This is a genomic window from Paenibacillus tepidiphilus (assembly GCF_008635795.1).
Lineage (GTDB): Bacteria > Bacillota > Bacilli > Paenibacillales > Paenibacillaceae > Paenibacillus_AQ > Paenibacillus_AQ tepidiphilus.
In genome coordinates this window covers 45,824-59,944 of record NZ_VWRQ01000009.1, presented here as the reverse complement: position 1 = coordinate 59,944, position 14,121 = coordinate 45,824, and the positions used below count along the sequence as shown (strand labels likewise).

Here is a 14,121-nt window from a genome sequence, read left to right as displayed (position 1 = left end):
GTGGTCACTCCCTTAGTCTGTTTGGCGGGAATTGCACCCAGGCATTTGCCGGGCCGGAAGAATATAAAAAAAGGACAGGCGGATGCCAAAGATGCACGCGCACGCGCATAATCAGCTTTCCGCTCTGTCCTTTGTACCTGAGAGTTACCCTGCATACCTGCATGAAGCCGCTAGGCAGGTTTCCCCGTTGGTGACCAGTATCCTGCTGCTGCAGTCTGATGCTCTCCAGAGATGCGTCCGGCACAGGTCCTTTTGCCTGAGAGATTCACCCAACCCCGGGCTTACTCCTTCGGCGCTGTCTTCTTGTGAGACAGTCTCTCCCTGTACCCTCATTCGCAAACCGTATGTTGTTATTGGGACCCCTTCAAAGTGCCCGAAGTAAATCCCGTTGAAAGGTGTTTCACTTCGTGGGGTTCAATTCTGCTGACTCCATTAAACCGGGTAATCCATCCCACTGTCAACAAAAAAACGTCAAAAAGCTGACAAAATTTATTTTCCTGTCAGTTATATTGACATAGGGCCGAGCCATAACTTAGTCTATAACTGAATTTACATATCCATTCCGGAAATGAGGCGCGAGAGAATGAGTGAAGTGCTGGACAACCTGCTGTACAGCGAAGAGCATGAATGGGCACAGCAGGGCGAAGGACGCGTAGTACGTGTTGGGATTACGGATCATGCCCAGCATCTGCTCGGCGATATTGTGTTCGTGGAATTCCCGGAGATCGGCGCATCCATTGCCGCAGGCGACAGTGTAGGCAGCATTGAGTCCGTCAAGACGGTTTCCGAATTATATTCACCGGTAGCGGGAAAAGTGACCAGAATCAACGACGCACTGGAAGCGAGCCCCGAGCTGATCAATGACGAGCCTTACGGCGGCGGCTGGATTTTCGAGCTTGAGCTTGAAGGGGAATTTGCGGAGTCGGCTTCCGGCCTGCTGGACGCGGCGGCATACCGCGAGCTGGTTGCGGAGTAATTTTTACGCCAAACAAGGATAAAGCAAACAAGGCAGATTTCGCGGGAAGGGCGGGGTCTGCCTTGTTGTGTCTACAGATCTGTTAATTAAGTTGTTATTGGTCCGGAAATTCAAGCAGTGAAGGATAGAAAGACGGGGCGATTTCCCAGAGCAGCCGGAGCAGCGGCAGCGCCAGCAGCGCGAATACAAGCAGGAGCAGCAGCAAGCGGTACCTTTTGCGCAGGCGCATATCCGGCTTGAGCACAAAGTAATAGACCCCTGCGGAATAAAAGGGGAACAGGATGACCGCCGACCAGCCCATGCAGACGATAAGTATGGAGTGGCCGACTCCATAGGGAATCATGGCATCCGGGTTATAAGACGGCTTGATCTGCAGGATAAGCAATATCAGAGGGATGCATGCAGCGGCCAGTCGCAGCGGAAATAAGGAAATCTGCTTGTTTCCCGCCGCTTCGAGCTGCATCCACCAGACGCCGAACCAGCAGAGCGCGTACATTGCAGCGGGGATGAGACAGGAGACGGCTATAGAAGGCAGGCCCTGCCAAGGGAAAAGGGTAGATGAATCCCAGCCCGGAGCCGCGAAGCTTTCACCGAAGAACAAGAATATTGCCGAAAAGGCGCCAAGCAGAAAAGTAATGAACCCCTGCGCAAACATAACGATAAACAGTGCGGCCAGCAGCCGCAGCGCACCGGATAACCGGGCAGGACTGCGGGGAGTTTCATCCATGGTATGCATAGTCCGTTCAAGCTCCTTATCCAGCATAATAAAATCTGTTGCCTCTGCCGATCTCTGGGTTGAATGGCGATGGATCTACTCTTCTTCCTGCAGCTGCCGCAAGACAATAATCTCCACGCGCCGGTTCTTCTGCCGGCCTTGCGCCGTGCCGTTATTATAGGCAGGCCGGGTATCCGCATAACCGGCGTACTGGAATTCCTGCGGATTCAGACCTTCACTCTCCAGAAAAAATCGCAGTACGGACAGCGCGCGCGCACCCGACAGCTCCCAGTTATCATTGTACTGCGAGCCTGCCGAAACGGGCGTATTGTCGGTATGCCCCTCAATACTGACCACGGCTCCGATATCGCCGAACAAGCCGGACAGCTGGCGCAGGACCGGCAAGGCCGGGGCCTTCAGGTCTGCTCTGCCGAGGTCGAACAGGAAACGGTCGCTGAGCGTAATGGCGATGCCCTGCGGCTTGTCGGCGACAAAGATCTGATCGCCCAGCTCATTGTCCTGCACATAGCGGGTAATCACACCCATCAGGGCGGCCAGCTTGGTTTCCTGTTCCCGGAAGGCCAGCTCGCGGGCCGAGGGCTGGTCCTGCTCTTCGGGGGCTTCAACGGAGCCTGCGGCAGTTCCGCCGCTGCCTGCTCCGCTGTCGCTGCCAGTTCCGCCTTGCCCGTTGCCTCCCGCCTGATCCTCCCCGGCATTTCCCGGATTAACGGAGTTCTCCGCGTTTCCGCCCTCAAGTCCCTGTTCGCCGTCCAATATACCACTTCCGCCCTCCAGCACCGGATTGCCGTTCCTGAAGGTCTCGGAGAGAGAATCCGTGACAATCTTGTATTTCTCCGTATCCAGACTGCTCATGGCATACATGACGACAAAGAAAATGAGCAGCAGCGTTATTAAATCCGCATAGGTAATCATCCAGCGCTCCTGGTTATCCCGCCCGTCTGCGCGCCGCCGCTGTCTCCGTTCGCGTTGCCTCATCGCCGGCCCCGCGGTTCTGCGGACGGCTCAGGCGAAGCGGCCGCGCCCAGGAAGGAATTCAGTTTTTTGCGTACCAGCTGCGGGTGGTCGCCGTTCTGCAGGGCGAGAATGCCGACCATCAGCATTTCCATGCTGCTCAGCTCGCTTTGGCTGCGGGATTTGATCTTGGAAGCAATGGGTAAAAAAATTAAATTAGCGCTGGCTACCCCGTACAGCGTCGCCGTAAAGGCAACGGCAATCGAGGACCCCAGCGTGGATGGATCGCTGAGACTGCCGAGCACATGGATCAGCCCCATCACGGTGCCGATGATGCCCATGGTCGGGGCGTAGCCGCCAGCCGCCTCAAAGATCTTGGCATAGCCTTCATATTTGGCTTCGGCCGCATCCATCTCCAGCTCCAGAATTTGCCGTACCTGGGAAGGATCATTGCCGTCGACAATGAGCAGCAGCCCTTCGCGGGTGAACGGGTCGGGATGCTCCTCGGCCCGTTTCTCCAGTGCCAGCACGCCGGTGCGGCGGGTAATGACAGACATGGCGATCAGCTCTTCAGCCTTCGCTTCATCGTCGTCCTGCCGCCGGCCGAAAGCCATGCGCAGCGCAGAGGGAACCGTGCGCAGCCGCGAAGCCGGAAAGCTGACCAGCACGGCGGCAAGCGTGCCGCCGAACACGATCAGGGCGGCGTTCGGCTGCAGCAGCCCGGAGAGGCTTCCGCCCTCCTGGAGGAAGCCGCCGACCAGGGCCGCCAGCCCGGCGAGCAGGCCGATAAGGGTAATGATATCCATGAGTTCAGACTCCTAACATTTCTCTAAGATAGAGTTTGCAACACTGTAGTCTACACTGTATAATAAACGGGAACAAATATTCCTATCCGTTTTGTTTTCCGGGTTTCGTATGGACAGGAACCAATCAGAGAACAATTATAATATATTTGTATATTTTAGACGATAGAGGGGAGACGGGCAAATGAGTGATCTTGTCGTCAGTACGAAGACTTTTAAACTGGAGTCGGAGTATACACCCCAGGGCGACCAGCCTAATGCCATCAACGAGCTAGTGGAAGGCATTCGGGCAGGCAAGAAGCATCAGACGCTGCTGGGCGCGACCGGTACAGGCAAGACGTTTACCATCGCACATACCATCGCCAAGCTTAATCGCCCTACGCTGGTTATTGCACATAACAAGACGCTTGCGGCGCAGCTGGCGAGCGAATTCAAGGAGTTTTTTCCAAGCAACTCGGTCGATTACTTCGTCAGTTACTACGATTACTACCAGCCAGAAGCTTACATTCCCTCCTCCGACACCTACATCGAGAAAGATTCCAGCATCAACGAAGAGATCGACAAGCTGCGCCACTCCGCGACCAGCTCCCTGTTCGAGCGGCGCGATGTCATTATCGTAGCCAGTGTATCCTGTATCTACGGCCTCGGTTCGCCGAAGGAATACGGCAGTCTTCTGTTGTCGCTGCGTGTAGGAATGGAGAAGCCGCGTAACCAGCTGCTGAGCCGGCTTGTAGACATTCAATATGAACGCAACGATATCAATTTCGTACGCGGGACTTTCCGGGTAAGAGGCGACGTGGTGGAGATATTCCCTGCCTCCCAAGGCGAGCATGCGATCCGTGTGGAGCTGTTCGGCGACGAGATTGAACGGATCACCGAAATTGATGTCCTTACCGGAGAACTGATCGGCGAACGCGACCATGTTGCCATCTTCCCGGCGTCCCACTTTGTCACCCAGGAAGAGACGATGCGGGTCGCTCTGGTCAACATTGAGCGTGAGCTGGAGGACCGGCTGAAGGAGCTGCGCGACGCCGGCAAGCTGCTGGAAGCCCAGCGGCTGGAGCAGCGGACGCGTTATGATATCGAGATGATGAAGGAGGTCGGCTTCTGCTCCGGGATCGAGAACTATTCCGGACCGCTGACCTTCCGTGAGCCGGGGGCAACCCCGTATACCTTGATGGACTACTTCCCTGACGATCTGCTGATCGTCATCGACGAGTCGCACGTAACTCTGCCGCAGATCCGGGCGATGTACAACGGTGACCGGGCGCGGAAGACCGTGCTGGTGGACCATGGCTTCCGCCTGCCTTCGGCGCTGGATAACCGTCCGCTGAAGTTTGAGGAGTTCGAGGAGAAGGTCGATCAGATCGTCTACGTCTCCGCTACACCAGGTCCCTATGAAATGGAACATTGCGACACGATGGTAGAGCAAATTATCCGGCCGACAGGCCTGCTTGACCCGATCATTGACGTTCGCCCTACCGAAGGTCAGATCGATGATCTGATCAACGAAATCCGCGAGCGTGTCGCCCGCGACGAGCGGGTACTGGTCACGACGCTGACCAAGAAGATGTCCGAGGATCTGACCGACTACTTCAAGGAGATCGGCATCAAGGTGCGCTACATGCACTCCGACATCAAGACGCTGGAACGGATGGCGATTCTGCGTGACCTCCGTCTCGGTACGTTCCATGTGCTGGTGGGTATTAACTTACTAAGAGAAGGCCTTGATTTGCCTGAAGTGTCGCTCGTGGCGATTCTCGATGCCGACAAGGAGGGCTTCCTGCGTTCCGAGCGTTCGCTGATCCAGACCATCGGCCGCGCCGCGCGTAACTCCGACGGCAAGGTAATCATGTACGGCGACCGGATCACTGAGTCGATGGAGAAGGCGATCGGGGAGACCCAGCGCCGCCGGGCCATTCAGGAGGCCTACAACGAGAAGCATGGCATTACGCCGACAACCATCAACAAGAAGATCCGCGATATCATCGAGGCAACCAAGGTCGCCGAATCCAAGGCCGACTATCTTACCGGCGTGGAGGGCAAGCTGAGCAAGAAGGACCGCCGCAGCCTGATGCAGCGTCTGGAGGCCGAGATGAAGGATGCCGCCAAGAACCTGCAGTTCGAACGCGCCGCCGAGCTTCGTGACGCACTGCTGGAGCTGCAGGCTGAGTAAGGCGGCCTGGGATGTTTGGAATTAAGCTAGTAACGGAACGGTGCTATGACAGGCCGTTCCTTTACCTCTTTTTGCTCTATGCTGTTTTATATAGGTAGTAGGCTTCTAGGTTCAGCCAGTGCATCTGCAGAGACAGAATTTCGTTGCGCAACCCACGGGATTTGTTTTTTTCAGTAACTTTGTGCGCATCCCGCAGGGACAGCACCCGTTGCACATACGAAGTGTGCAACAACCGCCTGTCGCGCCAAAGTCAAGCGGTCCCGTCAGGGATAAGCGTTCCTTGCACACAGCAGCTAAGTCCGTCCCGCCGTAACTCCTCCGCCAGCCTTGCGGGTGTCCAGAGGGCGCAGCCCTTGGGGCCCTCCCTTGGAAGGGAGGGTTTGGGAGGGATCGAAAATAATTTAAAAGATTTTGGTATTTCACATTGGGAGGTTTTACCGTTGGCGAATGAAAACATAGTAATCAAAGGCGCGCGAGCGCATAATCTCAAGAACATCGACGTGACGATTCCGCGTGACCGCTTCGTCGTGCTGACGGGACTTAGCGGCTCGGGTAAATCCTCGCTGGCTTTCGATACGATTTACGCCGAAGGACAGCGCCGTTACGTAGAATCCCTTTCCGCCTATGCCCGCCAGTTTCTGGGCCAGATGGAGAAGCCCGATGTCGATTCGATTGATGGCCTTTCTCCGGCGATATCAATCGACCAGAAGACCACCAGCCGCAACCCGCGGTCTACGGTAGGTACAGTCACCGAAATTTACGACTACCTGCGTCTGCTGTTTGCCCGGATCGGCCATCCGCATTGCCCGGACCACGGTATTGAGATTACGTCGCAGACTGTCGAGCAAATGGTGGACCGGATCATGCAGTATCCCGAGAAGACCAGATTGCAGATTCTGGCCCCGGTCATTTCCGGCCGTAAGGGCGAGCATAAAGGCGTCTTCAGCGACATCGCCAAGCAAGGCTTTGTCCGTGTACGGGTAGACGGCGAATTGCGTGAGGTTTCGGAAGAGATAGAACTGGAAAAGAATAAAAAACACACCATTGAAGTGGTGGTCGACCGCATTGTCATCAAAGAGGATGTCCAGACCCGGTTGACGGATTCTCTGGAAATGGCACTCAAGATGTCGGGCGGACAAATTCTGGTCGATATCATTGGTCAGGAAGAGCTGCTGTTCAGCTCTAACTTTGCTTGTCCGGTGTGCGGCTTCAGCATCGAAGAGCTGGCGCCGCGGATGTTCTCGTTCAACAGCCCTTTTGGCGCCTGCCCGGAGTGCGACGGTCTTGGCATGAATATGGTGGTAGACCCGGAATTGCTCATCCCTGATCCGGAGAAGTCGGTGGAGGATGGGGCATTTCTGGCCTGGACAGGCAGTACCTCCAACTACTACCCGCAGTTTCTGAAGTCGGTCTGCGAACATTTTAAGATTCCGCAGAATGTTCCGGTCAGTACGCTGACTCCTGAGCAGATGAATAAGCTGATGTACGGAACCGGCAGCGAGAAGATCCGTTTCCGGTATGAGAACGACTTCGGACAGCGGAAAGAAGCGCTTGTGGCCTTTGAAGGCATCGTGCCGAACCTGGAGCGGAGATACCGGGAGACCGCCTCGGAGGGCATCCGTGAATTTATCGAAGGCTTTATGAGCGCCAAGCCTTGCAGCACCTGCAAAGGCAAACGTCTGAAGAAAGAGATACTTGCCGTTACAATTAACGACCGCAATGTGGCGGACGTTACAGATCTATCCATCGGTGAGGCCCAGGATTTCTTCAAAGGTCTGAACCTGACCGAGAAGGAACAGTCCATTGCCCACCTGATCCTGAAAGAGATCAGCAGCCGCCTTGGATTCCTCGTCAATGTTGGACTGAATTATTTAACGCTCAGCCGTGCGGCAGGCTCGCTATCCGGCGGGGAAGCGCAGCGTATCCGGCTGGCTACGCAGATTGGTTCCAGCCTGATGGGCGTGCTGTATATTCTCGATGAGCCCAGTATTGGACTGCATCAGCGGGATAATGACCGCCTGATTGCCACGCTCGGTCATATGCGCGATCTCGGTAATACACTGATTGTTGTCGAGCATGACGAGGATACGATGCTGGCCTCGGATTACATTATCGACATTGGTCCGGGTGCGGGGATACATGGCGGGCAAGTGATCTCGCAAGGTACGCCGCAGCAGATTATGGATGATCCGAAATCGTTGACCGGCCAATATTTAAGCGGACGAAAGTTTATCCCGGTCAATCTCAAGCGCAGGGCGACGGATGACCGCTGGATAGAAATCCGCGGCGCCAAGGAGAATAACCTGAAGAACGTCAATGTCAAAATTCCACTCGGTGTATTTACTGCGGTGACAGGAGTCTCCGGTTCGGGTAAATCATCGCTGGTCAACGAGATTCTGTACAAGAGCTTGGCCCGTCAATTGAACCGGGCGGTGAAGGTTCGTCCGGGTGCGCACAAGGAGATCCGCGGGCTGGAGCATCTTGATAAAGTCATTGATATCGACCAGTCGCCGATCGGCCGTACGCCGCGATCCAATCCGGCTACGTATACCGGAGTGTTCGACGATATCCGAGACCTCTACAGCAAGACCAATGAAGCCAAGATCAGAGGCTACCAGAAAGGCCGTTTCAGCTTCAACATCAAGGGCGGACGCTGCGAGGCCTGCAAAGGCGACGGCATCATCAAGATCGAGATGCACTTCCTGCCCGACGTATATGTTCCTTGCGAGGTCTGCAAGGGCAAACGGTATAACCGCGAGACACTGGAAGTGAAATACAAAAGCAAGAGCATTGCTGATGTACTGGAAATGACGGTCGAGGATGCCACGGAATTCTTCCAGAACATTCCGAAGATTCACCGCAAGCTGCAGACGCTGCTTGACGTCGGGCTGGGCTATATCAAGATTGGTCAGCCGGGAACAACGCTGTCGGGCGGTGAGGCGCAGCGGGTGAAGCTGGCTTCCGAGCTGTACCGCCGCAGCACCGGCAAGACACTATATATTCTTGATGAGCCGACCACAGGCCTGCATGTCGACGATATCGGCCGCTTGCTGGAGGTGCTGCACCGTCTGGTGGATTCCGGTGAATCTGTGCTGGTGATTGAGCATAATCTGGATGTCATCAAGACGGCCGACTATCTCATTGATATGGGACCGGAAGGCGGTAGCGGCGGCGGTACAGTACTGGCCACCGGTACACCGGAGAAGCTGATAAAGGTCGAGGAATCCTATACAGGTAAATACCTTAAACCGATCCTGCTCCGTGACACCGAGCGGACGAAGGCGCTGGAGCTGGAGCCTACGGAATCGGTATAAATCATATGCACATGACAAGAGCCACGGCATAACGCCGTGGCTCTTTGCCGAGCAATCTGCTTATCTGGATTATATTCAGGGCTAAGCCTGAACGGCAAGGATGTCCGTTAACCGTTCTTGCAGTACGGGAATGCCTACGCGTTCCACAAAAGAATGGAAGCTGTCCGCTTCCCGGCGTTCCTGCTTGTAGAAGGCTATGAGCTGTGCCAACACAGGGCCAATCTCATCACTCCGGATACGGCCTTTTAGCGGACGTGCAAACTGTGCTGCCGGACTACTCTCTCCGCCGCCCAATGTTCCGCCTACGGCCAGGTCGAACGCCTCAACCATTCCTTCCGGTGTCTTGATCAGCGAGCCTTGCAGGCCGATATCGGCGATCTGTTTATGCCCGCAGGCATTAGGGCAGCCGACCCAATGAAGCCGCAGCTTCTCATCCAGTTCTACATTCTGCTCCAAATAGTCGGCGGTTTGAACTGCCCGCTGCTTCGTTTCCACCAGGGCCAGATTGCAGAATTCGTTGCCGGTGCAGGAGACGGTGCGGCTGATGAAATGGTCTGCCGACGGTGAGAGCCGCTGCAGCAGCGGTTCCTGCAATAAGGACTGCAGCTTACCTTCCGGAACACCGCTGATAATGATATTCTGCGACATGGTGGTGCGCAGCCGTCCTTCACCGTAGTGATCGGCCAGATCTGCGAGCTGCAGCAGCTCATCTGCATTCAGTCTGCCTACGGGAACATTGAGGCCGATATAGTACAGCCCTTCTTGGCGCTGCGGATGCACGCCGTCGAAATAGGCGGCATGCCAGCCTGCGGTTTTGTCTTCTCCGCGCGCAGGCAGGTCTCCGGTTAATTCAACCAGCTTCTCCCGGAATTTCTCCGCGCCCCAGTCGGCGATGAGGAATTTCAAACGGGCATGGTTGCGTTTCTCACGGTAACCATGATCACGGAATAAGGTGACCGCCGCAGACGCCACCTTCAGCGTATCCTCCGGCCGGACAAAAATGTCCAGCTTCTGTGCCAGCATCGGCTTGGCCGAGAGGCCGCCGCCGACCATTACGTGGAAACCGGCGACCTCTTCATCGCCAATGATTTTGACAGCAGGAGTAAATGCCAGATCGTTAATCTCCGCCTGCCCGTTATTATAGATATTCGCTGATACTGATATTTTAAATTTGCGCGGCAGATTGGAGAAATCGCGGTTCAGCAGGAAATAATCATTGAGCTCCTCGACAATGCCGGCGGTGTCGAACAGCTCATTGCTATCGATGCCGGCCAGCGGATTGCCGACAATCGTGCGCGGACAGTCGCCGCAGGCTTCATAAGAGTAAAGGGTGGCGGCCTCCAGGCGGCGGAAAATATCCGGGAAATGCTCCACCTTTAGCCAGTGGAACTGCACAGCCTGGCGGGTCGTCACATCCACCAGTCCCCGTCCGTACAGCCGGGAAATTTCAGCGATCGTTCGGGCCTGCTCCGTAGTCATTATTCCGGTGTTGATGCGCACACGCATCATAAAGTGTCCGTCGCGCGGCTTTTGCTGATAGACACCGGCCCACTTGAACAGATCAAGCTCGTCGGCCGGGATGGAGGCGAAGCCTTCCAACGCGTATTTTTCGATAATGCTGCGGATAATCTCCAATCCGTCCTTCTGCAGCTTGACCCATTCGAACTTGGCCAGCTTATCCGGCTCGTTTTGCCAAATCGGTTCATAAGCCATGGTTAATCTCCCCCTGTGCGATACTGTCGTCTACGCTTGATGGTATCATGGCCACAGGGCGGGGGCTGTGAAGGTTGTGGCTTTTGCTATTACGATTGTTTATGAGAAATATAGGCATTGCTGATAGATGCCATAGCCATGGAACCTCCGGCGGAGCAGATTCAATTGCGGCGGAATGCGTTGAATGATTAAGAGGGCCCGGGATGATAGAACATAGAGCCTATACATATATTTATATAATCTTGCACGTGCACCAGCTAAAGCTGGGCAAGAGATTTCACTGCCGGACGGTTTATAGCATTTTGCAGGGTGGAAGTGCATATATGTAGACTGAAGTTAAGAGAGTACAAGCTAGCCACGAAATCGAAATGGGGAATGAGTATGGGTCAACAAATTCGGAAGCTGCTGCTATGCACACTGCTGCTGGCCGGATCGGGCATTGTGGTTCCGCAAGTGCACGCTGCAGGACAAGCCGCAAGCCGCCAGGATACAAGTGATGTGGTGCCGCAAATCATCAAAGCGGTGTCTCCCTCGGTGGTCGGCATTATCGGAAAATATACCGGGGATACCGCCGGACCGGATTCCCGCTACAACCTGACCCATGGCTCTGGCATTGTGGTGAAAGCGGATGGCTGGATCATCAGCAATGCCCATGTCATGAAGGATCTACAGGATGCGGTGGCGGTCACATCGGACGGCAAAACCTATGATATTGTCAAAACTGTCCTGGACGAAGTCAGCGACCTGGCACTGCTCAAAGTGAATGCCAAAGGACTCAAGCCGGTGAAATTTGCCGCCCCTGCGGCCAAGACACAGGTAGGGGACAAAGTCATTGCCATCGGTACGCCGGTCTCTTTCTCGCTGCGCAACTCAGCCACGGTGGGAGTCATCAGCGGGCTTAACCGTTCCGTCGATGCAGCTTACCGTCTGATTCAGAGCGATACGGCAATCAATCCCGGCAACAGCGGCGGGCCGCTGGTCAACCTGAAGGGCGAAGTGCTGGGAATTAACACCCTGAAGTATGCAGCTGTGGATGTTGAGAACATGGGCTTTGCCATTCCCGCCGACACGGTACAGTACATCGTCAGCCAGCTGCTGAAATCCGGGGAGGTCATCCGGCCAAGCCTGGGCCTGGAGCTCGAAGAGAGCTGGCCGGCAATTGTCGGCTTGCCGACGGAAGCGCCGCTCACTGTTACCGGGTTAATCTCGGACGAAGCACGGGAAGCGGGTATTGGGGAAGGCGATGCGCTCTATGCCATCGACGGCCATCGTGTATTTTCACAGGTGGACATCAATGAGCTGTTCAAAGCATATACACCGGGGAAGACGGTCAAGCTGCTGATGCAAAGCGGGGGCGACATCGTAGCCCGCAAGCTGGTGCTCAGCCAAGGAGATCCCTTATTGAATGTAACTGGAGCAGAGGGGGATTCCGATGGAAATACGGAGGAATAGTACCGTAGCTTCGGCAGGCGCCCGTAGAGCGGAGCATAGGAGATTCTACCGGGCAGCTCATCTACTTCTTGCGTTCTTGCTTGCGGTAATGATGCTGCCACTCGGCAATGCGCAGGCGGCTGAGAGTGCCGTAAAGCGGCTAACGCTTAAGGTCGGATCTACGGCGGCGACGGTGAACGGCAGCAAGATGACCATTCCCAAGCCTGTCATGCGGAAGGGCGTTGTTATGGTGCCGCTGGGAATTTTCGGGCAAGCGTTCGGCAGTACCGTTACGCTTACAGGCACCGATGTAGTGAAGGTGATGTACGGCCCGCATACCGGAGCCATGATGATTGGCAGTACCACCGCCTGGAAGGATGGGACGAAGATTCAGCTGGCTGCCCCGCCGCAGATGGTGTCGGATGTACTGATGGTGCCGCTTCGATTTGTAGCTGGAGTGCTGGGAGCACGGATCGCACCGGGAACGAACGGCGAGCTTGTCGTTACGCTTACCCGCCAGGCCGAGGAGAAGGAGCCATCGCCGGCTGGGGGCGGAATCGACAGCAGTGTCGGCAAGAAGCGGATCGGCAACAGCTATTATCAGTGGAGCTTAAGCTATCCCTCTGAGCTTGTTGTAGGGGACAGCGGCGGCAATGAGAGTGTAGCGACTTTTGTCAGCGCGGAGAACGAATATTATCTGGAGGTACATGCCTCTCCGCTGGAGACACCTGCTACCGCCGAAGAGCTGCTGGAACGATTGGTCCGGGCGGCAGAAGAAGCCGGAGAGCTGGTACTCGACCGCGAGGCGTTCCCCAAGGCGACGGTTCCGTATGCGCGGGTGATCAGCAAGGATACCAGCGGCGCGTTATGGGAGGGCCGGCAATATGCGGCAGAAGGGCGGCTCTATGAGCTGTATCTGACCGATGACAGGGCGGTAAATTATAAAGACCTGACGAAGCATGCGGAACTGCTGGATTCGTTCCGGCCCAGCTTTGATTCCGAAGATCCGGGCAGCCGCGATTTGTCCACGGTGCAGGATGGGCTGCGCGAAGGGTACAACGGGGATTACGGCATTGGACTTCTTGTTCCCGCCGAATGGAGCATGGATGATCTGCACCTCAATTATGAGGGGAAGCAAGGCAGCTACCTGCGGTTGAGGGTCACCTCGTCTCCCGCCGGCTCCACGCTCGACAGCTGGCTTGCCGGTCTGGATGCCCGTATCAAGGACAGCTATGTGGAGGGGGCATACCGTCTCGAACACAGCGCCAGGGTCCAGGTCTCCGGTGAACCGGCGTTGATGCGGGAAGCTTCGCTGAATTCCGGGAACGGCTGGGGAACATTGACTCAGGTTCTGCTGCAGAAGGAGGGATACCGGTACTTCCTTGAGTATTATGCAGCGGCCGGGCGGGAAGCGGACGAGAGGTATTTTGCAAAAATTATAGAGTCTGTAGACATCGACTTTACAATGGTGACGGAGAACTTCGGCAAGCTGCCAAGCGAAGATTATACTGCACTTCATCATGCAACTACGCATAAAATCTCCAAAGCCTACGGCTATGCTGTCGATATCCCGCGGCTGTGGACGCCGGTCCAGGATATTTTTGAAATGACGAATGTGGAGTACCGCTTCACCGGGGGGCGCTTCCAAATCGCCGTGAATCCGGAAAGTACGTCTGAGTACACCGTGGACCAGCTGCGCCGGTTGTACCAGAACAGCAAGAACGATCCTGCGGGCCCAAATCTGGAAAGTGTGGAGGAAGCAACTATTGCAGGTATCCCGGCAACCGTTATCACCGTACATCAACAGAAGAGCGGAATTCCGCTCCGTATCTGGCACTTCGTTCTGGAGTATAACGACAGGGTCTACACCCTGACATTGACATTGAACGATGCCAACGCTACAGCTGCCCAGCAGGCGCTGGTGGAGAAGGTGGTAGGGTCGTTCAAGGTGGTGGATGCGGAGTAGGCAGTCCCTGAATTGCGAGTCATCGGGAATGACCATAGCTCCGGTAAATGAAACA

At 55.6% G+C, this 14,121-nt stretch carries 9 protein-coding genes and 1 riboswitch; of the genes, 5 read left to right on the top strand and 4 right to left on the bottom strand.

Annotated features, from left to right (window positions below):
• Nucleotides 1-234: 234 nt before the first annotated feature.
• A riboswitch (glycine riboswitch) is annotated at nt 235-333 on the bottom strand.
• A gap of 250 nt (nt 334-583) precedes the next feature.
• On the top strand, nt 584-976 hold the full coding sequence (gene gcvH / locus F1379_RS13380; RefSeq protein ID WP_150270409.1) for a glycine cleavage system protein GcvH: 393 nt from the start codon (nt 584-586) through the stop codon (nt 974-976).
• A 94-nt stretch (nt 977-1,070) separates the two neighbouring features.
• Here the strand turns inward: gcvH and F1379_RS13375 are convergent, their stop codons facing one another.
• The 3 genes from F1379_RS13375 to F1379_RS13365 form a co-directional block, all read right to left on the bottom strand.
• Nucleotides 1,071-1,712, bottom strand: a complete 642-nt coding sequence (locus F1379_RS13375) for a hypothetical protein (RefSeq protein WP_150270407.1) — start codon at nt 1,710-1,712, stop codon at nt 1,071-1,073.
• A 75-nt stretch (nt 1,713-1,787) separates the two neighbouring features.
• Nucleotides 1,788-2,687 carry an OmpA/MotB family protein gene (locus tag F1379_RS13370; RefSeq protein ID WP_150270404.1) on the bottom strand — a complete coding sequence of 300 codons (900 nt, stop codon included), beginning with the start codon at nt 2,685-2,687 and terminating at the stop codon, nt 1,788-1,790.
• Nucleotides 2,684-3,469, bottom strand: coding sequence for a flagellar motor protein (locus F1379_RS13365; RefSeq protein ID WP_150270402.1), 786 nt, complete (start codon nt 3,467-3,469; stop codon nt 2,684-2,686). Before F1379_RS13365 ends, F1379_RS13370 begins: the two co-directional genes overlap by 4 nt.
• 181 nt (nt 3,470-3,650) lie before the next feature.
• Here F1379_RS13365 and uvrB point away from each other — a divergent pair, with 181 nt between their 5' ends.
• Both uvrB and uvrA read left to right on the top strand, forming a co-directional pair.
• Nucleotides 3,651-5,642 (top strand): excinuclease ABC subunit UvrB, encoded by a 1,992-nt coding sequence (uvrB, locus tag F1379_RS13360; RefSeq protein ID WP_150270400.1) that lies wholly within the window; start codon nt 3,651-3,653, stop codon nt 5,640-5,642.
• Nucleotides 5,643-6,082: 440 nt separating this feature from the next.
• Nucleotides 6,083-8,956, top strand: coding sequence for an excinuclease ABC subunit UvrA (gene uvrA, locus F1379_RS13355; protein ID WP_150270398.1), 2,874 nt, complete (start codon nt 6,083-6,085; stop codon nt 8,954-8,956).
• 81 nt (nt 8,957-9,037) lie between these two features.
• Here the strand turns inward: uvrA and F1379_RS13350 are convergent, their stop codons facing one another.
• Nucleotides 9,038-10,669: a nitrite/sulfite reductase gene (locus tag F1379_RS13350; protein ID WP_150270396.1), complete on the bottom strand. Its 1,632-nt coding sequence runs from the start codon at nt 10,667-10,669 to the stop codon at nt 9,038-9,040.
• A gap of 381 nt (nt 10,670-11,050) precedes the next feature.
• On the opposite strand from F1379_RS13350, the gene F1379_RS13345 reads away from it, so the two are divergent.
• Nucleotides 11,051-12,121: a S1C family serine protease gene (locus tag F1379_RS13345; protein ID WP_239004663.1), complete on the top strand. Its 1,071-nt coding sequence runs from the start codon at nt 11,051-11,053 to the stop codon at nt 12,119-12,121.
• Entirely contained in the window at nt 12,102-14,066 is a 1,965-nt protein-coding gene (locus tag F1379_RS13340) for a stalk domain-containing protein (protein ID WP_150270392.1), read from the top strand. The genes F1379_RS13345 and F1379_RS13340 overlap by 20 nt, the downstream gene beginning before the upstream one ends.
• Nucleotides 14,067-14,121 lie beyond the last annotated feature (55 nt).